At 30.4% G+C, this 25918-nt stretch carries 23 protein-coding genes; 12 read left to right on the top strand and 11 right to left on the bottom strand.

The window, feature by feature from the left end:
• The first annotated feature begins 72 nt into the window (after positions 1–72).
• From P161_RS0113390 to P161_RS0113355, 8 genes are all read left to right on the top strand, one after another.
• On the top strand, positions 73–1005 hold the full coding sequence (locus tag P161_RS0113390; RefSeq protein ID WP_026777446.1) for a peptidylprolyl isomerase: 933 nt from the start codon (positions 73–75) through the stop codon (positions 1003–1005).
• A gap of 108 nt (positions 1006–1113) precedes the next feature.
• Entirely contained in the window at positions 1114–1911 is a 798-nt protein-coding gene (locus tag P161_RS0113385) for an RNA methyltransferase (RefSeq protein WP_026777445.1), read from the top strand.
• Between the two features lie 289 nt (positions 1912–2200).
• Positions 2201–2947, top strand: a complete 747-nt coding sequence (gene ppgK / locus P161_RS0113380; RefSeq protein WP_026777444.1) for a polyphosphate--glucose phosphotransferase — start codon at positions 2201–2203, stop codon at positions 2945–2947.
• A 163-nt stretch (positions 2948–3110) separates the two neighbouring features.
• On the top strand, positions 3111–4169 hold the full coding sequence (locus P161_RS0113375) for a nuclease-related domain-containing protein (RefSeq protein WP_026777443.1): 1059 nt from the start codon (positions 3111–3113) through the stop codon (positions 4167–4169).
• Positions 4170–4199: 30 nt separating this feature from the next.
• Positions 4200–5435 carry a M48 family metallopeptidase gene (locus P161_RS0113370; RefSeq protein ID WP_026777442.1) on the top strand — a complete coding sequence of 412 codons (1236 nt, stop codon included), beginning with the start codon at positions 4200–4202 and terminating at the stop codon, positions 5433–5435.
• Between the two features lie 239 nt (positions 5436–5674).
• Positions 5675–7897: a bifunctional (p)ppGpp synthetase/guanosine-3',5'-bis(diphosphate) 3'-pyrophosphohydrolase gene (locus tag P161_RS0113365; RefSeq protein ID WP_026777441.1), complete on the top strand. Its 2223-nt coding sequence runs from the start codon at positions 5675–5677 to the stop codon at positions 7895–7897.
• A gap of 72 nt (positions 7898–7969) precedes the next feature.
• Positions 7970–8419 (top strand): Fur family transcriptional regulator, encoded by a 450-nt coding sequence (locus P161_RS0113360; protein WP_026777440.1) that lies wholly within the window; start codon positions 7970–7972, stop codon positions 8417–8419.
• 170 nt (positions 8420–8589) lie between these two features.
• Positions 8590–9861 carry an adenylosuccinate synthase gene (locus P161_RS0113355; RefSeq protein ID WP_026777439.1) on the top strand — a complete coding sequence of 424 codons (1272 nt, stop codon included), beginning with the start codon at positions 8590–8592 and terminating at the stop codon, positions 9859–9861.
• 75 nt (positions 9862–9936) lie between these two features.
• Here P161_RS0113355 and P161_RS0113350 read toward each other — a convergent pair whose 3' ends face one another.
• The 7 genes from P161_RS0113350 to nirK all read right to left on the bottom strand — a co-directional run bounded on the left by P161_RS0113350 (position 9937) and on the right by nirK (position 16004).
• The gene (locus P161_RS0113350; RefSeq protein WP_036841487.1) at positions 9937–11370 is read right to left on the bottom strand and encodes an aminotransferase class V-fold PLP-dependent enzyme; all 1434 of its coding nucleotides are present in this window, start codon (positions 11368–11370) and stop codon (positions 9937–9939) included.
• A 170-nt stretch (positions 11371–11540) separates the two neighbouring features.
• Positions 11541–12263 (bottom strand): iron-sulfur cluster repair di-iron protein, encoded by a 723-nt coding sequence (gene ric / locus P161_RS0113345; RefSeq protein ID WP_026777437.1) that lies wholly within the window; start codon positions 12261–12263, stop codon positions 11541–11543.
• 20 nt (positions 12264–12283) lie between these two features.
• Positions 12284–12625 carry a cupin gene (locus tag P161_RS0113340; protein WP_026777436.1) on the bottom strand — a complete coding sequence of 114 codons (342 nt, stop codon included), beginning with the start codon at positions 12623–12625 and terminating at the stop codon, positions 12284–12286.
• A 34-nt stretch (positions 12626–12659) separates the two neighbouring features.
• The gene (locus P161_RS0113335) at positions 12660–13043 is read right to left on the bottom strand and encodes a group III truncated hemoglobin (protein WP_026777435.1); all 384 of its coding nucleotides are present in this window, start codon (positions 13041–13043) and stop codon (positions 12660–12662) included.
• A gap of 6 nt (positions 13044–13049) precedes the next feature.
• A complete protein-coding gene (locus P161_RS0113330; RefSeq protein ID WP_026777434.1) occupies positions 13050–13760 on the bottom strand; it encodes an SCO family protein in 711 nt (236 codons plus the stop codon).
• An 11-nt stretch (positions 13761–13771) separates the two neighbouring features.
• The gene (locus P161_RS0113325; RefSeq protein WP_026777433.1) at positions 13772–14536 is read right to left on the bottom strand and encodes a formylglycine-generating enzyme family protein; all 765 of its coding nucleotides are present in this window, start codon (positions 14534–14536) and stop codon (positions 13772–13774) included.
• Positions 14537–14546: 10 nt separating this feature from the next.
• Entirely contained in the window at positions 14547–16004 is a 1458-nt protein-coding gene (gene nirK, locus P161_RS0113320; RefSeq protein ID WP_026777432.1) for a copper-containing nitrite reductase, read from the bottom strand.
• A gap of 151 nt (positions 16005–16155) precedes the next feature.
• Between nirK and P161_RS0113315 the strand changes: the two genes are divergently transcribed.
• From P161_RS0113315 to P161_RS0113300, 4 genes are all read left to right on the top strand, one after another.
• On the top strand, positions 16156–16593 hold the full coding sequence (locus P161_RS0113315) for an Rrf2 family transcriptional regulator (protein ID WP_026777431.1): 438 nt from the start codon (positions 16156–16158) through the stop codon (positions 16591–16593).
• Positions 16590–17804: a hypothetical protein gene (locus P161_RS0113310; RefSeq protein ID WP_026777430.1), complete on the top strand. Its 1215-nt coding sequence runs from the start codon at positions 16590–16592 to the stop codon at positions 17802–17804. The genes P161_RS0113315 and P161_RS0113310 overlap by 4 nt, the downstream gene beginning before the upstream one ends.
• A 72-nt stretch (positions 17805–17876) precedes the next feature.
• Entirely contained in the window at positions 17877–19502 is a 1626-nt protein-coding gene (locus tag P161_RS0113305; protein WP_197026355.1) for an OstA-like protein, read from the top strand.
• Complete coding sequence (locus P161_RS0113300; RefSeq protein WP_036841484.1) at positions 19495–20682, top strand: aspartate aminotransferase family protein; 1188 nt, start codon at positions 19495–19497, stop codon at positions 20680–20682. Before P161_RS0113305 ends, P161_RS0113300 begins: the two co-directional genes overlap by 8 nt.
• Before the next feature lie 78 nt (positions 20683–20760).
• Here the strand turns inward: P161_RS0113300 and leuB are convergent, their stop codons facing one another.
• From leuB to leuC, 4 genes are all read right to left on the bottom strand, one after another.
• The gene (gene leuB, locus P161_RS0113295) at positions 20761–21816 is read right to left on the bottom strand and encodes a 3-isopropylmalate dehydrogenase (RefSeq protein ID WP_026777427.1); all 1056 of its coding nucleotides are present in this window, start codon (positions 21814–21816) and stop codon (positions 20761–20763) included.
• Between the two features lie 166 nt (positions 21817–21982).
• Complete coding sequence (locus P161_RS0113290) at positions 21983–23503, bottom strand: alpha-isopropylmalate synthase regulatory domain-containing protein (RefSeq protein WP_026777426.1); 1521 nt, start codon at positions 23501–23503, stop codon at positions 21983–21985.
• Between the two features lie 136 nt (positions 23504–23639).
• On the bottom strand, positions 23640–24239 hold the full coding sequence (gene leuD, locus P161_RS0113285; RefSeq protein WP_026777425.1) for a 3-isopropylmalate dehydratase small subunit: 600 nt from the start codon (positions 24237–24239) through the stop codon (positions 23640–23642).
• 113 nt (positions 24240–24352) lie between these two features.
• Complete coding sequence (gene leuC, locus P161_RS0113280; RefSeq protein WP_026777424.1) at positions 24353–25750, bottom strand: 3-isopropylmalate dehydratase large subunit; 1398 nt, start codon at positions 25748–25750, stop codon at positions 24353–24355.
• Positions 25751–25918: the final 168 nt, after the last annotated feature.

The raw sequence follows: 25918 nt of genomic DNA, 5'->3' as shown, positions 1-25918 counted from the left end.
TAAAAAAAATTAAAAATCGAAATGTCAGACTGAGCTTGTCGAAGTCTATTTTTTAAATATTAAATTAAAATTATGAACAACGGAATTTACGCAAAATTCACTACTACAAAAGGTGATATTTTAGTACAATTAGAACACGAAAAAACACCTGGAACTGTTGGTAACTTTGTTGCTTTAGCAGAAGGTAATTTAGAAAACGCAGTAAAAGAACAAGGAACGCCTTATTATGATGGTTTAAAATTTCATAGAGTAATTCCAGATTTTATGATTCAAGGTGGTTGTCCACTTGGAACAGGAACAGGAAATCCAGGTTATAAATTTGATGATGAATTTCATCCAAATTTAAAACATGATGCTCCAGGAAAATTAGCAATGGCTAATTCTGGACCAGCAACAAACGGAAGTCAATTTTATATTACCCACGTTCCTACTCCATGGTTAGATGGTAAACATACCGTTTTTGGATCTGTAATTGAAGGGCAAGATATTGTGGATGCTGTTGCTCAAGGTGATGAGTTAAAGTCTTTAGAAATTATTAGAGTTGGTGATGCTGCTGAAGAATTTAACGCTGTAGAAGCTTTTAGAACTTTTGAAGGTTCAAGAGAAAAACGTGAAGCAGAAGAAAAAGCAAAACAAAAAGAATTGTTGGATTCTGTTGCTGCTGGTTATGATGAAACTGCAAGTGGTTTACGTTATAAAGTTTTACAAAAAGGTGATGGAAAAAAAGCAACAAAAGGTGCTGGAGTTTCTGTACATTATAAAGGACAATTGTTAGATGGAACTGTTTTTGATTCATCATACAAAAGAAAACAACCAATCGATTTTAATGTTGGTGTTGGTCAAGTAATTTCTGGTTGGGATGAAGGAATTCAATTATTACAAGTGGGTGATAAAGCTCGTTTTGTAATTCCATCTGATTTAGCATATGGTGCAGCTGGAGCTGGAGGAGTAATTCCACCAAATGCAACACTTATTTTTGATGTTGAATTGATGGATGTAAAATAAATTACAAACCTATTTATATAAAAAAGCTCTTCAATTAATGCTAATTGAAGAGTTTTTTTTTATACAATCAAATTCACAAAATCCATACATTTAGGTATCTTTGTACTAATGAAAGAAATTACAAGCATTCAGAATTCTTACATCAAAAATTTACTGAAGATTCAAGAAAAATCTCGTGAACGCAAAAAACAAGGTCTATTTTTAGTAGAAGGCAAAAGAGAAATTTCTTTAGCAATCGCTGCTAATTACGAATTTGAAGATGTACTATTTTTAGAAAGTTTTATTTCTGAAGATGAAGTTTTACACCTCTTTAATCAAAACATCAATAGAACTATAATTTCTAAAGAAGTGTATCAAAAATTAGCTTATAGAGCCTCTACAGAAGGTATTATTGGAGTTGTAAAAGGGAAAGATTTCTCCTTAAAAAATATTGTTTTTAAAGACGAAAATCCGCTAATTTTAGTTGCTGAAGGCATTGAAAAACCTGGTAATATTGGTGCTTTGTTAAGAACTGCAGATGCTGCCAATATTGATGCTGTTTTTATTGCAGACCCTAAAAGCGATTTGTATAATTCAAACATCATACGTTCTAGTGTTGGCTGTATTTTTACCAATCAAATTGGGGTTGGTTCATCAGCAGAAATTATAGCTTTTTTACAAGAAAATAATATCGATATTTTTGCAACTACTTTGCAGAATTCTAACGAATATCATCAAGAAAATTATAAAAAACCAACTGCAATCGTAGTTGGAACAGAAGCCACAGGTTTGTCTGAAATTTGGCGAGAAAAAGCAACGCAAAACATCAACATACCTATGCAAGGCAAAATAGATTCTATGAATGTTTCTGTAGCTGCTGCTATCGTAATTTTTGAAGCAAAAAGACAACGAAATTTTAAAAAATAATTGCCACAAATTAAAATTGGATTCTTTTTTTTAGCTTATTAAAAAAAAGCCAATATCGACGTAAAGTTCATCAAATTTTTGCAGACTAAAAGTCTGCTTTGTGAAATACGAAGGTTAATAAATGTATTTAAATAAAATTCGAGAATTCGTGGCTGATAAGTATAAGAAACTAAAGTGAAAAATTCGAAATCACTTAATTTTAACTAAATTTGAAATCAATAAAAAATTTATTTTTAGATAAAAAAATCGTGAATTCGTAGCAGAAAATATAATTTATAGCACAATAAAAATGAAAATATTAGGAATAGATATTGGTGGTACAGGTATTAAAGCTGCAATTGTAGATACAAAAACGGGTGAATTATTATCTGAAAGACACAGAATTCCTACTCCAAAACCAGCTACCCCAGAAGCTGTAGCAAAAGTGGTGAAGGAAATGGTGAAACATTTCGATTGGAAGAAAGCTGTGGGTTGTAGTTTTCCAACAACACTTGTAGATGGCAAATGTATTCATACTGGAAATTTAAGTGAAAAATGGTTAAATGTTAAAGTTGATAAACTTTTTAGAAAGGAATGTAAACTTCCTTTTTATGTGAGTAATGATGCTGATTTAGCTGGTTTGGCAGAAGTTAGTTTAGGTGCTGGTAAAAAAGAAAAAGGTGTTGTTATTGTAATTACCATTGGTACAGGTATTGGCTCTGGTTTGTTTTTTAATGGACAATTAATCCCTAATTTGGAATTGGGCAAAATGCTGCATTCAGATGGAAAAATTATTGAATATTATACAGCAGATTCTGTGAGAAAAAAAGAAGGATTAACGTTAAAAAAATGGGCTTTACGATTTGATGAATTATTAAATTACACCAAAATTGTATTCTCCCCAAGTTTAATTATTATAGGTGGTGGCATTAGCAAAAGATTCGATGGTTTTAAGGAATTTTTAAATGCTGATGTAAAAGTAAAAGTTGCTGAGTTTAAAAACAATGCTGGCATTATTGGTGCAGCAATGTATGCGCATAAAATGAAGAAGTCGTAATCTTTTAAAATCTTGCTAAAGACTTTATAAATTAGTTTCTATATCAATTTACTTTAAATAATGATGTAAAAATCTACCTTGAATTAACTTTATAAAACAAAACGAAATTTATATATGTTTTTAAATATTTAAAAGTTTATTTAAATTATCTGAATTTTAATTAATGGCAATAATAATTGGAACAATAGAATCGCTAAAATCCTTAAAATTTGAATTGAAACGTCGAAAGATTTCTAGATTTAAATCTGTTAAAGAGATTAACGAATTTTTATTAAATTATAATTCCGAAAAACTTGAAATATTTAATAACGTCAGCAAAAAATTAAAAGTAGATTTTATAGAAACTTCCATTAATTTAAAAAGTAAAATATATGAAAAGAATGAACAAATTAAAATTGAGACTGAAAAGATAAATAATCAGATTATTTTTTTACAGCAAAAAATCAATTTAATTGAAAAAGATAAAAATCAAAATTTCATTATTGCTTTTACTTCAAGTTTAAAGGTTTATTTTATTAAAAATCGTTTGAACTATTTTATCAATAATAAGTCTGAACTTATAAAAAATTCAATAATAAAAATTTCAAAAAAAATAACAAATGATGAACTTTTTATAAATGAATATAAAAAAAATAGAAAAGGATTAATAGAAAGAATAGCAAAACCTAAAATTGAAAAATTAGAAAATACTCGAACTATTGTAAAAAATTTAAAAAATCTAATCTCAGGTGCAATTGGAGAAAATTTAGTTACAAAAGAGATTGCAAAATTATCAGATGATTTTGTTTTAATTAATGATTTCAATTTAAAGTTTCCTAAACCTATTTATTATAAAAAAAAGAATGAAAGAATTCATTCCATTCAAATTGACCATCTTTTAATTTCAAAAGCAGGAATTTTCATAATAGAAACAAAAAACTGGAATAACTTTTCAATAAATTCAACTAATTTAAAATCTCCTGTAGAACAAATTGAAAGGTTTAACTTTGCGCTCTTTATTTATATTTCAGAAAATATAACTCTAAAAAATCATCATTGGGGAGAAAAAAGAATCCCAATAAGAAACGTAATTGTTATGATTAATGAAAAGCCTTCTATTAAATTTAAGTTTGTTAAAGTAAAATTATTAGGAGAGTTAAACGATTATATAAATTATTTTGAGCCGATATTTACTTCTTCTGAGCTCAAAATAATAACAAAAAAACTAACAGCCAAATATTAAAAAAATCGAATATAAATAATCTCTCTAAAAATGCAACCAACCACACTTTTTATTATTTTAATTTCAATCATCATTATCAGTTTTATTATTGATAAAGTTTTAGACACTTTAAATGCAAAGCATTTTGATGATAAAATTCCAGCAAAATTAGCCGATGTTTATGATGAAGTTGAATACAAGAAATCGCAGGCTTACAAAAAAACAAATAATAAATTTTCGAACTTAACTTCTACATTTTCAGTTTTGTTAACATTAGTTTTTTTCTTTGCTGATGGTTTTAAATATGTAGACGATTTTGCAAGAAGTTTTACAGACAATCCTATTTTAGTGGCGTTGATTTTCTTCGGAGTTATTATGTTAGGTTCAGATATTTTAACAACACCTTTTTCATATTACAAAACGTTTGTTATTGAAGAAAAGTTCGGATTTAATAAAACTACAAAAAAGCTTTTTTGGTTCGATAAAATAAAAGGTTGGTTGATGAGCATTCTTTTAGGTGGAGGAATTTTAGCATTAATCATCTGGTTTTATCAATTTGCAGGAAAAGATTTTTGGATCTATGCTTGGATTGTAGTTGCTGTTTTTTCGTTGATTATGAATATGTTCTATGCAAAACTAATTGTGCCATTATTCAACAAACAGACTCCTTTAGTAAATGGCGAATTAAAAACTGCTATCGAAAATTACGCTCAAAAAGTGGGTTTTACATTGAATAATATTTTTGTGATTGATGGTTCAAAACGTTCTACAAAAGCAAATGCGTATTTTTCTGGTTTTGGTTCGCAAAAAAGAATTACATTGTTTGATACACTAATCAACGATTTAGAAACCGATGAAATTGTAGCTGTTTTAGCGCACGAAGTTGGTCATTACAAGAGAAAACATATCATTTTTAATTTAGCTTCCTCTATCCTACTCACAGGTTTAACGTTGTTTATTTTATCCCTATTTATAAATTCATCTTTGTTATCAGAAGCTTTGGGAGTTTCCATTCCAAGCTTCCATATTGGCTTAATTGCCTTCGGAATCTTGTATTCGCCAATTTCTGAAATTACAGGGTTATTCATGAATTATATGTCTCGTAAATTTGAGTATCAAGCAGATAATTTTGCCAAAGAAACCTTTGAAGCAAGACCTTTAATTACATCACTTAAAAAATTATCAAAAAACAGTTTGAGTAATTTAACTCCTCATCCTGCGTATGTTTTTATGCATTATTCTCATCCAACATTGTTGGAAAGAATTGAAAATTTAGAAAAATCTTAAAACACGAATTGATCTAAAATATTTTGACACAGATTTTATGAATAGGCACAGATTTCTACTCAAATAAAAATTTAGTTTTGTGTAATTCGGGCAATTCGTGTCTTTTTTTCTGCAAAAATCCGTGAAAATTCGTGAAATTTATGTCTTTTTTATCAAAATTAAAAACAGTAATTCTTGCTCGTTAAAATTGTAATTACTAACTTCACTTTACATTTAACAAGAACCCAACAGCGCAGTTTATGGCATATACAGCAACCATAGAAGAAGAAAATAAAGAAATTGCAAGTAGATACAAAGACCTACTAAAAATTACCTATGAAGTTTTATCAAAAGAAGATAAAGAACTGATTAGAAAGGCTTTTGATATTGCTGTTGATGCACATTCCAAGCAACGCAGAAAAACGGGTGAACCTTATATTTTTCATCCTATTGCAGTAGCTAAAATTGTTGCTATGGAAATTGGTTTGGGAGCAGTATCAATTGCTGCTGCCTTATTGCATGATGTTGTAGAAGATACAGAATATACTGTTGAAGATATTGAACATTTATTTGGAGAAACTATTGCAAGAATTGTAAACGGATTGACCAAAATTTCGCGTTTAAACAAAGAACAAAACGCCTCTATTCAAGCTGAAAATTTCAGAAAAATGCTCTTAACATTAAATGATGATGTACGAGTTATTTTGATAAAAATTGCGGATAGGCTGCATAATATGCAAACTATGGATGCAATGCCTGCTGATAAACAAGTAAAAATTGCTTCTGAAACTTTATATATTTATGCACCTTTAGCACACAGACTTGGTTTGTATAACATAAAAACAGAGCTTGAAGACTTAGGATTAAAATACACAGAACCAGAAGTTTACAATAGCATTGTTGCCAAAGTAAAAGCTAGTAAAGAAGAACAACAAAATTATTTAGAACGTTTTACAGAATCCATTAAAAATGGTTTAAGTAAAGAGAACTTTAATTATGAAATAAAAGGAAGGTTTAAGTCTATTTTTTCTATCAAAAGAAAAATGCTAAAACAGAATGTTACTTTTGATGAAGTTTTTGATAAATATGCCATTCGAATAATATTTAGCCCAATTTCCGAAGATGAAAAACACGATGCTTGGAAAATATACTCGATTGTAACCGATAATTTTAGACCCAACCCAGCTCGTTTACGAGATTGGATCTCACAACCAAAATCTACTGGTTACGAAGCTTTACACATTACAGTTGTTGGACCAGATGCCCAATGGGTAGAAGTGCAAATTAGATCTGAACGTATGAACGAAATTGCAGAAAAAGGCTATGCTGCACATTTTAAGTACAAACAAGGTGAAGAAAATGAAAGTGGTTTAGAAGGTTGGTTAAACAAATTAAAAGAAACATTAGAAAGTCAGAATATTAATGCTGTAGATTTTGTTGAAGATTTTAAACTGAATTTATATGCGAAAGAAATTTACGTTTTTACGCCAAAAGGTGAGCTAAAATCGCTACCAAAAGATGCGTCTGCCTTAGATTTTGCATTTTCTGTACATACAGATGTTGGTTTAAAATGTAGAGGTGCAAAAGTAAATGGCAAATTGGTTCCTTTAAGTCACACTTTAAATAGTGGAGATCAAATAGAGGTAATTACAAGCTCTACCAACAAACCAAACGCAAGATGGTTAGATTTTGTAATTACTGCAAGAGCAAAAACCAAAATTAGAGCCGCTTTAAAAGATGAAGAAAAACAAATTGCAGAAGAAGGAAAAGCAATATTAACAAGAAAATTACGTCATTTAAAAATTCCTTTTAACGAAAAAACAATTAACGAATTAGTCGTTTATTTTAAGTTAAAAACGAGTTTCGATTTATTTTATAGATTTGGAAATGGTGCCATAGACAATACACAGTTAAAAGCGTTTGTATCACAAAAAAATAGTAGTATTTTAAACTTCTTTAAAACAAAATTAAGAAGAAGTCCATCCGCAAAAGAGAATCAAGAAAATACTGAAGAAGTTACTCACAAATATGATGCTTTAGTTTTTGGTAAAGATGAAGAAAAGTTAGATTATACGTTATCTAAATGCTGTAACCCTATTCCTGGTGATAAAGTTTTTGGTTTTTTAACCATAAATGATGGTATAAAGGTTCACAAAAAAAATTGCCCAAATGCAATTTCTCTGCAATCTAACTATGCTTACAGAGTTATGTTAGCTAAATGGATAGATTCAACAAAACAAGACTTCAAAGCTATTTTACATATAAATGGAGTAGATAACAGCGGAATTGTAAATAACGTAACTCGAATTATATCTAGCAATATGGGAGTTTTTATTCACAGCATAAATATTTCTGGAGATGAAGGTGTTTTTGATGGTAAAATATCCTTAAGTGTAAAGAATAGTTCTCAAATACAAAAGCTTATAAAACGTATTCAAAAAGTAGAAGGTGTAAAAACTGTAGAGCGTGTTAATAGAATGTAAATATCATTTTATAAAAAAGTAGAAGTTTATTAAGAAATTACAGTAAATTTGTGTTTCGTAAAAATTAAAATTATGAGTAATTCTCTTGAAAACCAAGAAGTCGTTAAAAAAGTTTTTACCTCTTATCTACAAGAGCATAAACACAGAAAAACACCTGAACGTTATGCTATACTCCAAGAAATTTATGATGCTGAAGAGCATTTTGATATAGAATCGCTCTATATTAAAATGAAAAATAAAAACTATAGGGTTAGTAGAGCAACTTTGTACAATACCATCGATTTATTGTTAGACTGTAATTTGGTTCGTAAACATCAATTTGATGGGCAATCTATGGCTCGTTACGAAAAAAGTTATTTCGATAAAAATCACGATCATGTAATTTTTACAGATACTGGAGAAGTAAAAGAATTTTGTGATCCAAGAATTCAAATCATCAAAAAAACAATTGAAGATATTTTTGAAATTGACATCCATAATCATTCACTTTATTTTTACGGAACAACCAAGAAAAAAGAGTAGGTAGAATTCAGTTGGCAGTTTTCAGTAGCAGTTCTCAGTATTTATTAAAAATAAAATTTAGTTAAATAATTAAATAACAAATTACTGTTATTCATTACAAATAAACGATTACACGAATACACATTTAAACAAATAAACGATTAAACAAATAAACAATTACACACAACAAAATGGCTGTAGATTTATTATTAGGATTACAATGGGGAGATGAAGGAAAAGGTAAAATTGTAGATGTTTTAACCAACAATTACGATATTATTGCACGCTTTCAAGGAGGCCCAAATGCAGGACATACTTTAATTTTCGACGGATTTAAACATGTTTTACATACAATTCCTTCAGGTATTTTTCATAAAACAGCTTTAAATGTTGTTGGAAATGGTGTAGTTATAGATCCTGTAATCTTTAAAAAAGAATTAGAAAATCTAGACAAACATAACATCGATTATACATCTAGATTATTAATTTCTAGAAAAGCACATTTAATTTTACCTACTCATAGATTATTAGATGCAGCTTCTGAAACATCAAAAGGAAAAGCAAAAATTGGTTCTACTTTAAAAGGAATTGGCCCTACTTATATGGACAAAACTGGTAGAAATGGAATGCGAGTTGGTGATTTAGAGTTAGAAAACTGGAAAGACAAGTACGATGCTTTAACAGAAAAGCATTTAAAAATGTTAGAATTTTTTGATGTTCAAGTTGAATATAATTTAACAGAATTAGAAGCTGAATTCAGAAAAGGAATTGATAAATTAAAAACATTAAAATTTATTGATAGTGAAGAGTTTTTAAATCAAGCAATCAAAGATAAAAAAACAATTTTAGCTGAAGGCGCACAAGGCTCTTTGCTAGATATTGATTTTGGAACGTATCCTTTTGTAACCTCATCTAACACAACAGCTGCTGGTGCTTGTACAGGTTTAGGAGTTGCTCCAAACAGAATTGGTGATGTTTTTGGAATCTTTAAAGCCTATACAACAAGAGTTGGTTCTGGCCCTTTTCCTACAGAATTGTTTGATAAAGATGGAGAAACAATGGCAAGTGTTGGGCACGAATTTGGTGCAACAACGGGTAGACCAAGAAGATGTGGTTGGTTAGATTTAGTTGCCTTAAAATATGCTGTAGATGTAAATGGTGTTACACAATTAATGATGATGAAAGGTGATGTACTTTCTGGTTTTAAAACTTTAAAAGTATGTACTTCTTATACTTATAAAGGAGAAGAAATTACACATTTACCTTATAATATAGAGCCAGAAAACGTTTCTGTAAATTATACAGAATTCAAAGGTTGGGAAGATGATTTAACAAAAATGACATCTGCAGATCAACTACCTAAAAACTTGCTAGATTATGTTGCCTTTATAGAAAAAGAAACAGGAGTTCCTGTAAGTATTGTTTCTGTTGGACCAGATAGAAAACAAACAATTAACAGATAAATTAGTCATTTAATTTCATAAAAAAAGCATCTTTTAAATTCTAAAAGATGCTTTTTTTCATTTATAAAAGTCGATTTACTTCCACTCTTTTAAAATCTCTGTTGCAAAATTATCACATTCGTTCAAAGTGTCTTTTATATGTTGAATTGTGGTATTCGGATTTATCAAACACATTCTAATAACCACTTGATTTTGTAAAATGGTAGTTACCAATAAAGCTTCTCTAGAATTAGTCATTCTGGAAGAAATCTCTTGATTCAACTTGTCTAATTTGTCTTCTGGCAATTCTAAATGAATAGGATTATATCTAAAATTGATAATCGCCAAAGTTGCTTGCGATACAATTTCCCAATTGCTGCTTTTCCTTAAAATATCTTCAGTTTCTTCTGCTAAATCAATATTATAGGTTACTGCTTTTTTAAACGCATTTAAACCATACGTTTTTATAGACATGTAAAATTTTAAAGCTCTAAATCTTCTGGTTAATTGAATTCCATAATCGTAAAAATTAATTTCAGATTCATTGCCTTCTATATCTCTTAAGTATTCTGGTTTTTCGCTAAAAGTGCCACTTAACCACTCTTTATCTTTTACAATTAAACAGCCAATTTCATACGGTTGAAAAAACCATTTATGAGGATCTACTGTTAAAGAATCTGCTCTTTCAATCCCTTTTAAAGCACGATTTCCTTTTTTTGATAACATAGCTGCAGCACCATAAGCACCATCAATATGAAACCATAAATTTTCTTTTTCACAAATATCTGCAATAGCATCTAAAGGATCTACAGTTCCTGTATTGGTGGTTCCTGCAGTAGCAATTATACAAAAAGGTTCATTGCCTTTTAAACGATCTCTAGCAATTTCATTTTTTAATTTGTTAATGCTAATTCTAAATTCAATATCTGTAGGAATAATTCTTATTTGTTCTCTTTTAAAACCTAAAACTCGAATAGCCTTAATGTTTGATGAATGTGCTTGATCTGACAAATAAATTATGGCTTTCGAAAAATCTTCACCACATTTTACTCTTCTTGCAGTGGTTAATGCAGTTAAATTTGCCATAGAACCACCACTTGTAAAAATTCCTCCACCTTTATCCACAGGAAAATTAAATATTTTTAAAATCCAATTTAAGGTAACAATTTCTAACTCAGCTGCTGCAGGGGCAATATTCCATCCACCAGAAAAAATATTAAAACCTGTTGCCAGAGAATCTGACATGGCACTAATAAAATTACTTGGTCCTGGCACAAATGAAAACGATTTTGGATGCGAAAGAATAATACTGTTTGGCATTACATTTTTCATTACAAAATCTAATACAGTATCTGCATCTGTTGCTTCATCAGGTGCTTCACTTAAAAAAATGGTATCCATTTCTTTACGAGACGCTTTTTTTACTGGCTTTTTATGTTCTACCTCAGTAAAGTGATTAACTATTTGATCTACAATTTTATATCCGTAAGAAGTCATTTCTTCTTTGGTCATTTCAAAAGGTGAGTTCATTTGTTTTATTTAAGCTTTCAAAATTAAAACATCTATAAAAACTAAAAGCGAAATAACTGATTATTTTTTTTCAGTTATTCCGCAATTTTCTTTGGGGGACTTTTTATGTTTTTATGTCTAAAAAGGTGGAGCAAACTTCAATAACTTTTTCAAGTCTACTATTCATTATTTTATTGATTGTTTTTTTGCTCTAAAAGAATTGCTTTTGGAAACAAAATATTATTTTCTAAATGTATATGTTGATGCAAGTCTTGTTCAAACTCATCTAATTTTGCATACAAAGCCTTAAATGTATTGCAGGCATCTTTTGGAGGAGTATAATTATTAGAAAGTTGTTTTATTTCTTTCATAATATCACCTGCATTTTCATGCTCTTCTTCCATCATTTTTATAGGGTTATTTACAGAACCAAAATGAGGCACAGCTACTTTTACTCCTTCTTTTTCACCTTTGACCAATTTTTTGATGAATGGAAATAAAATTAATTCTTCTTTTTTCATATGCGATGCTAATTCTTTAGCAATGTCATTAAAGAGTTCATTAATTTTTACAACTTCAGTGTAATGATGTCCGTGAACTTTGGCAACCTTTGCAACATATTGCAATAGAATTTGTGTACTTTCTTCCACATATGTGTGATGAACATTTTCAATATGAGCAATTAAAAAATCGAGTTTCCAATGATCATAATTATATGCTTTAGAAGTATTATTATTAATTTTTGCTAATTCTTGCTCTAAACTTGTAAAAGATACGCCATGTTTTTCACATGCTTTTTTAATTGAAATTCCTCCACCACAACAAAAATCTATGCCATATTTTTTAAATACGTCTGCTGATTTTATATTATTTGTTACAACTTCTGCTACTGTATTATTTTCTGTAATGTTCATGATTTATTTTTTTAATAAGACTAATTTTCGGCTACTTTTTCAACTCTATTCGTTTCATCATTTTTTGTTAATGTTAATCTAATAACACTATCTTCTAATGCTTTTAAATCATGTGGCACACTGCTATCCAATGAAATTATGCTTCCTTTATTTAAGTTTAAAACTTCATTATCAACGCCAAAATCAATAGTACCATCAACAATTTCTACAACAATAGGAAACGATGTTTTGTGCTTTTTCATTTCGGTTCCTCTATGCATCGCTATTCTAATTTCTTTTGTAAACGGAGTTTCAAATAGAACTTTTATCAAAGGTCTTTTTTCATTAAATTCTAAATCGGTATATAAATTTGCTGTTTTCATAATGCTATATTTAATAATTATTTTTTTGCTGTTTTTAGCGATGATTCCACATTGCCATAAATTGTCCATGTGCCATTCTTCTTGAAGCTTCTTTGGCTTTTAAAGCTAAAGTTCCTTCAAAGTTTTTATCTATTGTTTCAAACCAAAGTTGAAGCCACTGTCCAAAATGTGTTTGATTTGTTGTATGGTTTAAATTACGGTCTACTACAATATGTTTTTGAGTAGGATTCCCTTTAAATTTTGGAATACCAAAAAGATTTGTTTCCCAAAAGTCCGTTAACTTTAAAAGATGTTCAGGCCATTTTTCATCAGGAATATGACTATTAAAAATTGGCCCTAACAAAGAATCTTTTCTAATTTTACCATAAAATTCATTCACGAGAAATGAAATATCGTCTCTAGATTCAATAGTTTTCATATAGTTTTATTGATTTACTGTTTCTAGAATTTTTGCTATTGTTTCTTTATTATCAACACCTAAGCCCTCTTGTTGATGCACCAATTCTCCTTGAGGATTAAATACACTAATGATGTTTGAATGTGAAAAATCTATGGGTGAAATCTGCTTATATTTTACAGCTAATACGTTTGCAAATTCACGCACACTGGATTCTGTTCCTTGCAAAAAAGTCCATTGTTCGCCATCTATATAATTATCAATAGCAAACTTTTTTAGTTTTTCTGGTGTATCATTTTCTGGATCGATGCTAATAAAAACAAACTGAACATCCTCTTTGTTTTCAGCTGGAATTTTTTGCTCAATATTCCTCATATCTCCAGTTAATCTAGGGCAAGCAGCTTTACACGTAGTATAAACCATCACCATCACTAAAGTTTTACCTTTTAACTCTTTTAGAGTGATTGTCTTCCCTTCTTCTGTATTCCAATTAGAAGTTAAATTAAAGATAGATTCTTCAGAAATCTCAGTACTCAACACTTTTTTTGATGCTTTTGAAAGTGGTCTTAAATCCATTTTACAAACTGGGCAAGTACCTTTTTCTGAGTATACTTTTTCATCTTCACACTTCATTGGGCATTGATATTCAACTTTTGCTGTTTCTTCTTTGCTTTTTTCATTACAAGAAACAAACAATGTGAATGTTATAAACAGAAAGATATATTTTATTGATTTCATATTTGTTATTTTTAGTTATCTTTTACACATCTAAAACCTAAGTTTTTCATGGTGTATTTTGCTTTTAAACTTCCTCTAATGGCATAACGCATAAAGGCTGCATAGTTCATTAAATCTGTTGCATTTACAGCTGCACTTCCACAGAATAAATTACTATCTTTATCTACATCTTTTCTAGATTCTCCAGTAATTAAAACCGAATTAAAATCGGATGTCCACTCCCAAACCAACCCATGTAAATCGTACACTTGCCAATAATTTTTAAAAGTTGAACCAATTGATTGATTAAATGTTTTTGGCTTTTCATACCAACTTAATATAAATTCATTGTAGTTTTTTAAGGATCTAGCATCTGGCTTTGTTTTATTTGCCATGGCTACATATTCCCATTCATCAACAGTTGGCAATCTTTTTCCTTGATTTTCACAGTAACTTTTAGCGGCAAACCAAGATATATTTGTAATGGGTGAATTTAATTTCTGGTTTGCATTTAAAGTAGTATCAGATTTCCATTCTCTTAAATAACTTGCATCAACAAATAATTTTATTGCTTTAGATTTTTGCCAGTTTTTATGTTTTATCACATACTCTAAATACTCTTTATTAGTTACTGGATAAACATCCATCAAAAAATCATTAATAACAACTTTCATAGAGTCTCTGCCATAAAGAGGAATATATTCTCCTCCTTTTATAGTCACCATTTTTGACTGACAATTTGTAACTATTGAATTTAGGAGTAATAAAAAAATTGTCAGTCTTAAAATGGTTTTCATAGGGTTACTTTTAATTATTTTTAACTTCTTGTACAGTTTTTATACTTACATTGGTTTTATTATTTCCCCAAGAATTATAAACATATGTCATTACATCTGCTACCTCTTCATCTGTTAATGTTTGTCTAGTCATTACACTGTTGTACTTTTTACCATTTACAGTAATTTCACCCGTTAATCCATTCAAGACAACACCAATAGCCCTTTCTACATCAGCATTTAAATAATCTGACTTTGCTAGAGGAGGAAACGCATTTGGAATTCCTTGACCTTCTGCTTGATGACATGCAAAACAGGTATTCATATACACTTGTTTCCCGTCTTTTAATTTTTTTAATAAAGATTTCTCTTTTACTGCAATCACTTCCTTTTGCTTAGCCTCTTCTGTTTCAGGCATTGTTTGAATTGTGCCTCCTTCTGGGTGATAAATTCCCTCTTGTTTTACACCTGAATATAATTTTTTGTCTTCTTCTCCAGTTACTTTTAACATTCCTAAAGCACCTTTGTTAAAAGCTCTAAAAATAGCGTGATCTACTAAAATGAACGTTCCAGGAACATCTACCTTAAAATCTACAATAGCTGCACCACCAGCAGGAATCGAGGTTGTCTGTACATTTTTGTTGATTAAATCTCCACCTTCTACATGCACATTGTCGAATATTTCTCCAATAACATGAAAAGACGATGTTAAGTTTGGTCCACCATTACCAACATACAAACGAACAGTTTCGCCCACATTTGCAGTAATTGCATTATCTCCTGTTAAGGCATTTACAGCTCCATTAAAAACTACATAATCTGCATCTTCTTTAATGGCTTTTGTCATATCAAAAGGTTGTAATCCTCTTTCACCAGTTGCTCCTTTTGTATAAAAATCTCCTTGCATAATATAATATTCTTTGTCTACTGGAGGCAAACCTCCTTCTGGTTCTACCAATATTAAACCATACATTCCGTTCGCAATATGCATTCCAACTGGTGCAGTTGCACAATGATATACATACAAACCAGGATTTAAGGTTTTAAAAGAAAATGTTTTTTCATGACCTGGAGCTACAAAAGAAGATTCTGCTCCACCTCCAGGACCTGTAACTGCATGTAAATCTATATTATGAGGCAATTTATTATCTGGATGATTAGATAAAGTAAATTCCACTAAATCTCCTACTCTTGTTCTTATAAAACTTCCAGGAACAGAACCTCCAAATGTCCAATATAAATATTGTACACCATCAGTCATTGTGCCTTCTTTTTCGATTATCTCCATATTAACTAATAGCTTTTTTGCTGGTCTATTTCCTACTGGAGCAGGAACAAATGGTGGTGCTGTGAGTTCTGCGTCCATAGTTCCCTTAATGTAGATATTTGCATTGTCCACAATTGCAACTTCTTGTTTTGATTCATTTTTACAGCTTGTTACCAACAAACTTACAATGAATAATAAACTGACTAATTTCAAAAATTTCATAGTGTATCGTTTTAAAGTATTAGTTCATTTTTAAATAAAAGACATTTTTATCTTTTAATACAGCAAAAATACAATGCCATTACTTTTTAAAATATGATAAATATCATATAAAAAGATAATATTATCTTTTTATATTAGCAAAAACAATTCTATGTTGTCTAAAGCCAGTAAATACGCTATAACCGCAGTTTTATTCCTAACCAATAATGCCTCTAAAGAGCATAAAATAGGTTCTAAAGAAATTGCTAAAAAGTTAGAATTGCCTGCACCTTTTTTGGCAAAAACAATGCAAGAACTCACAAAAAAAGGATTAATAAGTTCTGTAAAAGGACCTCATGGAGGTTTTTATTTGTCAGAAAAAAACAAAAAAAATACTGTGTTTGAAATTATAGATTGTATAGACGATATTGCAAAATTTGACCAATGTTATCTAGGACAAAATGAATGTAATGAAGAAAACCCTTGTGTTGTTCATTATTTGTATGCGCCTTTTAAAAATAAGTTATTACATAAACTTAAAAATAAAACAGTTTTAGAAATGGCAACTGAATTTGCTAAAAACAATAACTTGAATGAAATTATAAAATGATTTCCGTAAAAAAACAAATTTTAATAAGCCTTTTCTATTTTTTAATTGCCAGTAGTTTAGGTATTATACTTCGTCTATTTCCAGTAGCTAATGTAAATGCTACTTACAAATATATTGTTCACACACATTCTCATGTTGCACTTTTAGGTTGGGTGTATGTGGGTTTAACATCGTTAATTTTTTATGTATGTATTAAAAATGATGTTCAAAAAAAGTATTCATTATTATTTTGGTGTACACAAATTACAATTATAGGAATGCTTGTGAGCTTTCCTATAACTGGTTACGCATTATTTTCAATTATTTTTTCTACGCTTTTCTTAATTTGTTCGTACTGGTTTTATCTTTTTTTTAGAAAAAATAATACGTGCATAAAAAACAGTTATTCTTATAAATTTATAAATGCTTCGCTATTATTTATGGTATTTTCTAGCATTGGTCCTTGGGTTTTAGGCATTATCATGAACACTTTAGGCAGCAGTTCTCATTGGTATAAAAATGCTATTTATTTCTATTTGCATTTTCAATATAATGGTTGGTTTATTTTTTGTTTACTAGGATTTTTCTTAATATTTCTTGAAAAGAATAAGATTAGTATTCAAAAAAGAGCGATTTCTTCTTTCTATAGACACCTAATTATTAGCTGTGTTCTAACATTATTTTTATCATTTCTATGGATGAATCCGCCAAAATACATTCTTGTTTTAGCTACTTTTGGGGTTATATATCAACTGATAGCATTGGTAAAACTCCATCGTATTTTAATCGGAATAAAATCTACAATAGCTACAAACTTAACGCCGTTTTTATATCAATTGCTAAAATTTGTATATCTCCTTTTTATCATCAAAATTATTTTGCAATTTTTATCTGATATTCCTTATTTTTCAACCTTAATTTCACAAATAATAGATTTTGTAATTGGCTATCTACATCTTGTATTTTTAGGCTTAGTAAGCTTAAGTTTATTGCTGTTTCTTGCTTATTTTAAGTTGATAAAACTATCCGAAATTTGGGTTAAAATGTATCTTATTGGCTTTATTGTATCCGAAATTTTAATCTTTTATAAAGGCTTTTGTAATTGGCAACAATTGTCTATTTTCGATACTTATTATCTCACATTAGTTCTGGTAAGTGGCTTTATTCCTATAAGTCTTTTTGGAATCCTTTTTCAAAACATTGTAAAAAAAAGGAGTTTAATTAAGAAATAATATCATCAACTTTCACTTTTATTTAAGTTGCAACAATATTCTTTTCATTATTTTTGTCGCAAAACAAATCTTTTGAAAAGAATCTTTTTTTTATTGCTAACTTTTTCTGCATTATTTTCTTTTTCTCAAACAGAAGAGAAAGGAACTAGAAAAATCGAATACAAAGCTGAAATTCAAGAAGCTGACGAAGAAAAATATCCTGGAGCAACTGTACTGATTGGAAATGTACAAATGAATCATGAAGGGATTGATTTAACTTGCCAACAAGCTTTATATTACAGAAAAGAAAACTTTTTTAAAGCAATTGGAAACGTTTTTATCAAACAAGGAGATACCATTACCCAAACAAGTGATTATGCAGACTATGATGCGAATGCTAAACAAGCACTTTCTTGGGGAAACGTAGTTTTGAAAGATCCAACAATGACGTTAACAACTGATACTTTACAGTTTGACAGAATTAATCAAAAGCTGTATTACCAAAGTTATGCTACTATAAAAGACGAAACCAATACCTTAAAAAGTAAATACGGAAATTATTATTTAGAGGATAAAAAATTTATTGCCACTACAAGAGTTACAGTTGTAAATCCTGAACATAATTTAGAGTCCAATCATTTAAATTATTATACAGAAACTGGGCACACGTATTTGTATGGACCATCAACAATTACAAACACACAAAACAAAAACAAAATTTATTGCGAAAAAGGGTTTTATGATACCAAAACCGATATTTCCTATTTTTTAGACAACGCAAAAATATATTCTGAAGAAAGAACAATTGAAGGTGATAGTTTGTATTATGATAAAAAAAGAGGTTTTGCATCTGCCACTAACAATATTCAAATTATTGATACTGTTCAAAATTTTATTTCTAGAGGAAATTATGCTGAACTTTATGAATTAAAAGATTCCTTATACATCATTAAAAAAGCGGTTGCTATTTCAATTATTGATAAAGATTCCATGTTTATTCATGGTGATACTTTGTTGGTTACTGGGAAACCAAAAAAACGAATTGTAAGAACCTATCACAATGTAAAAATATTTAAATCGGATTTGCAAGGAAAGTGCGATTCTATCCACACAAACCAAACAACTGGTTATACAAAAATGTACAGAGATCCTGTAATTTGGTCGGATCAAAATCAAATTACGGGCGATAGTATTTATCTACAGTCTAATACAGAAACTGAAAAACTAGATTCTTTAAAGGTTTTTAACAATGCGTTTATCATTTCTAAAGATTCATTATCTAAAGACAATTTCAACCAAATAAAAGGTAGGAATATGTATGGAAAATTTTTAGAAAACAAGCTCAAAACATTGTTTGTAGCAGGAAATGCAGAATCTGTTTATTTCAATAGAAACGAAGAGACTGGTGTTTTAGAAACCATCACCAAAGAAATCTCTAGCAATATTGAATTTGTTTTTGATAAAGGTGAAATTGAATCCATTAAATATTTAAAAGCTTCAGAAGGTAAAACCTATCCTCCTTCTATGTATCCTGATGAAGATAGAAAACTAAAAGATTTTATTTGGAGAGAAGATGAACAACCTAAAAAAATGGAGGATATTTTTATCAAAGATAAAAATGATGGAGAAAAACCACCGTTAAAAAATAAATCTTTAAAAAAATCAGCGGTAATTAGTCAAGAGAAAAAGAAAGTTTCAACGTTGCAAAATAATGAGTAATTTAAAAGCCGATTTTTATCAATATCAAGCACAAACTTCTTCTCATCCATTTGCCTTAGAAGTTTCTCACGCAAAAGGAAGTTACATCTACGATACTTCTGGAAAAAAATATTTAGATTTTGTTGCAGGCGTTTCTGCCAATAGTTTAGGACACAATCACCCAAAAGTATCTGAAGCTATTAAAAATCAAGTTGATACATACGCACATGTAATGGTTTATGGCGAATTTATTCAACAGCCTCAAGTTGATTTATGCAAACTACTAGCATCAACATTACCTGAAAATTTACAAGCTGTTTATATTACAAATTCTGGAACAGAAGCTACAGAAGGTGCTTTAAAATTAGCAAAAAGAGTTACCAATAGATCAGAAATTATAGCCGCAAAAAATTCCTATCATGGAAATACAATGGGTGCCATGAGCGTTTCTGGTGTTGAAAGACAAAACGCAGCTTTTAGACCTTTAATTCCTGGCACAAAATTTATTGCTTTTAATTGTGAATTTTGCTTGCAACAAATCACCACAAATACTGCAGCAGTAATTTTAGAAACCATTCAAGGTGGAGCAGGTTTTATTGAGCCTCAAAATGGGTATTTATCCAAAGTAAAAAAACGTTGCCAAGAAGTTGGAGCGTTGTTAATTTTAGATGAAATTCAAACAGGAATTGGACGAACAGGAACTTTTTGGGGATTTAAAAATTATAATGTTGTGCCAGATATTATAATTACAGGAAAAGGTTTGGGTGGTGGAATGCCAATTGGCGCTTTTATAGCATCTTCAGAACATATGAGTTTGCTAAAAGACAATCCTAAACTTGGTCATATTTCTACCTTTGCTGGGCATCCCATAATTGCTGCTGCTGCTTTGGCAACTGTTACAGAAATTTTAGACAAACAGTATCTTTCTGAAAGTTTGCGCAAAGAAAAAATCATTAGAAAACACTTACAACATCCAGTCATAACAGAAATACGAGGAAAAGGTTTAATGTTGGCTGCTATTGTTGAATCGCCAGAATTAGCTGCAAAAATTGTTCTAAAATGTTTAGACAGAGGCTTAATTTTATTCTTCTTGTTATTTGAACCAAAAGCCATGAGAATTACACCTCCACTAACCATTTCTGATGAAGAATTGATAGAAGGTTGTCAACTAATTTTAGAAGTTATAGAGGAAGTTTCTTAAAACTACTTTTCAAAAAAAATGCGCTAAATTCATATTCTAAAATATAAATTTAACGCATTTTTACTTTATATAATTTGACTAAATATTGGCTGCTAACCAATCTCCAACTTCTTTAGTTCCATAACTTTTTGCACCATCAGCTAAATCTTCTGTTACAATTCCTTTTTCTAAAGCACTGTTCACAGCATCTCTAATAGCTTTTCCTTCTGCTTGCAAACCAAAGTTTTCAAACATCATTGCTGCAGATAAAACTGTAGCCATTGGATTTGCAATATTTAAACCTGTTGCTTGTGGATAAGAACCATGTATTGGCTCAAACAAACCAATATCAGAACCTAAAGAAGCACTTGGCATTAAACCCATAGAACCTGAAATCACAGATGCTTCATCTGTTAAAATATCGCCGAATAAATTCTCAGTAATTAAAACATCATAACTATTTGGCCATTGAACTAAACGCATAGCTACTGCATCTACAAACTCATAAGAAACGGCTACTTCTGGATAGTCTTTTTCCATTGCTTGCACAGTTTCTCTCCATAATCTTGATGTTTCTAAAACATTAGCTTTATCTACACAACATAATTTTTTAGAACGCGTCATTGCCAATTCAAAACCTTTTTTTGCCAAACGAATTACTTCAGCTCTTGTGTACACACAATTGTCAAAAGCAGTTTCTCCATCATCTCTTCTACCCTTTTCACCAAAATAAATTCCTCCTGTTAATTCACGTAAAAAAACCAAATCAGTTCCTTCAATGCGTTCTCTTTTTAAAGGCGATTTATCTAACAAAGAAGGAAATGTAAACGTAGGACGAACATTGGCAAACAACCCTAATTTTTTACGCATTTTTAACAATCCTTGCTCTGGACGAACTTTTGCTGATGGATCATTATCAAACTTTGGATGCCCAATAGCTCCAAATAAAACTGCATCTGAAGACGCACAAATTTCGTGTGTAGAATCTGGATAAGGTTCTCCAACAGCATCAATGGCTGCTGCTCCAGTTAAAGCTGGTTTCCAAGTAATTTCATGATTGAATTTCTTTGCAATAGCATCTGATACTTTTACTGCTTGGTCTATTACTTCAGGACCAATTCCATCTCCTGCTAATAATGCGATATTTAATTTCATATTTTAAGTTTGTAGTCTCTAGACTTTAGACGTTAGTATGAGTTCTACCAACTAAAGTATAACGTCTAAAGACTAATTTTTATATTACATTCAACTTTTAAGTTAGTATTCTTTAGACTTTAGACGATAGTATGACTTCTACCAACTAACGACTAAAGACTATCAACTATATTATATTCAACATTTTCTCTGTAGCTTTAATCGCAGATACTGTTTGATCTGAATCTAAACCACGAGTAATAAATTCGTTCTTTTCTTTTTTCCAAGTGATGATGGTCTCACACAAAGCATCAGAATGACTTCCTGGAGGAATTCGAACTGCATAATCTATCAACGCTGGTAATTCTTTTTTACTATGTGTTTTGTACAACTTTTTTAATGCATTCATAAAAGCATCAAATTGTCCATCTCCTTGTGCATGCGCTTCATATAAAACACCTTCCACAATTAATTGTAACGTTGTTGATGGCTTCATGCCTTTTGCATGACCTAACACATAATTTTCTACAACAACACGTTTTTCAATAGTATCAGAATCTAAAACATCAGAAATAATATAAGGCAAATCATCTTGAGAAACCACCTCTTTTTTATCTCCTAATTCTATAATTCTTTGGGTAACTTTTTTTAATTCATCATCATTTAAGCTGATGCCCAAATCTTGTAAATTCTTTTGAATGTTTGCTTTTCCAGATGTTTTTCCTAAAGCATATTTACGTTTTCTACCAAAACGTTCTGGCATTAAATCGTTGAAATATAAATTGTGTTTGTTATCTCCATCTGCATGAATTCCTGCAGTTTGTGTAAACACATTGGCACCAACAACAGGTTTATTTACAGGAATTCTAAATCCTGAAAAAGTTTCCACTAACTTGCTAACTTTGTGCAAAGCTTTTTCGTTTGTTGTAATTTTTACATCAACCAAAAAATCTTTAATAACCGCTAAAACACTAGCCATTGGCGCATTTCCTGCACGTTCTCCCATTCCATTGATGGTTAAATGCAAACCATTTGCACCAGCTTTTACAGCTTCCATAACATTGGCAACTCCTAAATCGTAATCATTATGTCCATGAAAATCAATATGAATTTCTGGATATTTTGTTCGAACTTCATCAATATATAAAAATGTTTCTTCGGGAGTTAAAATTCCTAAAGTATCTGGTAATAAAATGCGTTCTATTTTTTGTGTAACTAAAAAGTCTAAATATTCAAAAACATAGTCTTTAGAATTTCGCATTCCATTGCTCCAATCTTCTAAATATACGTTTGTTTTAATATCGTTTTTTGCAGCTAAATCTATGGTTGCTTTGATATCTGAAAAATGTTGTTCTGGTGTTTTTTTAAGTTGATATTTTAAGTGATTTAATGAACCTTTGGTTAGTAAGTTCTGAACTTTGGCACCAGCATCTAACATCCAATCAATGGATTTTCCTCCATCAACAAAGGTTAACACCTCTATTTTATCGATATTATGATGTTCTAAAGCCCAAGCCGTAATTTTTTTAACAGCTTGCAATTCGCCTTCAGAAACTCTTGCAGAAGCAATTTCTAAACGATCTACTTTTAATTCTAATACTAGTAATTTTGCAATGGTTAGTTTTTCTGAAACCGAAAAAGACACACCTGATGTTTGTTCTCCATCACGCAATGTGGTATCCATTATTTCAATCTTTCTCTTGGTCATTCTTTATGAAAAGTAATTGAGTTTTTACTTAAAATTACTTCGACAAGCTCAGTGTGACATTCTTAGTTTTAAATTTAATCCTAAAAGGAAATTAAAATTCTATATGTCAGTCTGAGCTTGTCGAAGACTTTTTGTTTTAAAAAGGTCTTGTTTTTGCAAAATCAACAATTTCGTTTTCAATGTTTTTTAGATAATCAATATCATCAAAACCATTTAGCATATTGTCTTTTTTATAGGTATTAATCTCAAAAGATTCTGAAGCACCAGTTGCAACTAAAGTAACTGTTTGGTTTGGTAAATCAACCTTGATTTCCGTTTTTGGATCTGCCATAATTGCATCAAATAATTGATCTGCAAAACCTTCAGAAACTTGTACAGGCAAAACCCCAACATTTAAACAGTTGTTCTTAAAAATATCTGCAAAAGCCGATGAAATTACACAACGTAATCCAAAATCATACACAGACCAAGCTGCATGTTCTCTTGAAGAACCTGAACCGAAGTTTCTACCACCTACCAAAATTTTAGAACCTGCATAAATTTCTTTGTTTAAAGGAAAATCTGCTTTTGGTGTTCCATCTTGGTTGTATCTCCAATCTCTAAAAAAGTTGGTATCAAAATCAACACGTTCTGTCGCTTTTAAAAATCGAGCAGGAATTATTTGATCTGTATCTACATTCTCAATTGGTAATGGATATGCTGTACTTGTTAGCGTTGTAAATTTATCGTATGCCATTTTTTTTTTTAGTATTCAGTTGCCAGTATCAGTTGGCAGTACTTATTTAATTTTTATAAAATATTTTATTTTTACAAGTTTTTGGACTGTGAACTGCCACTGTAAACTGCAAACTATACAAGAAGCGTTCTAGGATCTGTAACCACTCCACTAACTGCAGAGGCTGCTGCCACTAATGGACTTGCTAAAAGCGTTCTAGAACCTGGACCTTGTCTTCCTTCAAAATTTCTGTTCGATGTTGAAACCGATAATTTCCCTGCTGGAATTTTATCATCATTCATTGCCAAACAAGCAGAGCAACCTGGTTCTCTTAACACAAAACCTGCGTCTGAAATAATTTTATCTAAACCTTCTGCTTTAATTTGATCGACCACTTTATGAGAACCTGGCACTAACCAAGCTGTAACATTATCAGCTTTTTTTCTTCCTTTTACAATAGAACAAAAACCTCTAAAATCTTCAATTCTACCATTGGTACAAGAACCTAAAAACACAAAATCAATGGGTTTGCCAATCATAGAATCGCCTTCATTAAAAGACATATATCCTAAAGATTTTTTGTAAGTTTCCACTCCTCCTTTTAAACTTTCTGCAATCGGAATCGATTTTGTAACACCCATTCCCATTCCTGGGTTGGTTCCATAAGTAATCATTGGCTCAATGTCTGATGCTTGATAGGTAAATTCCTGATCAAAAACAGCATCGTCTTCTGTATATAAAGTCTGCCAATAGTTCATGGCTTTGTCCCAAGCTTCTCCTTTAGGAGTTTGAGAACGTCCTTTTAAATATTCGTATGTTTTAGCATCTGGAGCAATCATTCCTCCTCTTGCACCCATTTCTATCGATAAATTACAAACTGTCATTCTACCTTCCATAGACATGTCTTCAAAAACTTCGCCTGCATATTCTACAAAATAACCTGTAGCTCCAGAAGTGGTTTGTTGAGAAATAATATACAAAGCCACATCTTTTGGAGTAACGCCCAACCCTAATTTTCCGTTTACGTTAATTCGCATCGATTTTGGTTTTGGCTGCATAATACATTGTGTAGACAACACCATTTCTACTTCAGATGTTCCAATACCAAATGCAATTGCACCAAAAGCACCATGAGTAGATGTGTGAGAATCTCCACAAACAATCGTTGCTCCAGGTAATGTAATTCCGTTTTCTGGCCCAACAACATGTACAATTCCGTTGTTTTTATCACCTAAACCCCAATGCGAAATTCCGTGCTTTTTAGCATTACTTTCTAAAGCGTTTAACTGATTTGCAGACAAAGGATCTTCTACAGGCAAATGCTGATTGATGGTTGGTGTATTATGATCTGCTGTTGCAAATGTGCGTTCTGGATATAGTACAGCATTGTTTCTGCTTTCCAATCCTAAAAAAGCAACAGGACTTGTAACTTCATGAATAAAATGACGGTCTATAAAAAACACATCTGGTCCGTCTTTTATACTACGAACTACATGAGAATCCCAAACTTTATCAAATAATGTCTTTGCCATTTTTGTATCTTTTTTTCGATTTTTAATATCAGCTACCAAAATTAGGGTTTTTATACTTTTTTAGGTTGATGGTTTTTGTTTTGGTATTATTTTCAACTGTTGATGAACGATTTAGACATTTGATTTTTAGACTTTTAACAGGTTTTTAAATACGATGTCTATTTGTTT

Source organism: Polaribacter sp. Hel_I_88 (assembly GCF_000687935.1).
In the GTDB taxonomy this organism is placed as follows: domain Bacteria; phylum Bacteroidota; class Bacteroidia; order Flavobacteriales; family Flavobacteriaceae; genus Polaribacter.
Note: the sequence above shows the minus strand (reverse complement) of the source record. Positions and strands in the feature narration are given on the sequence as shown.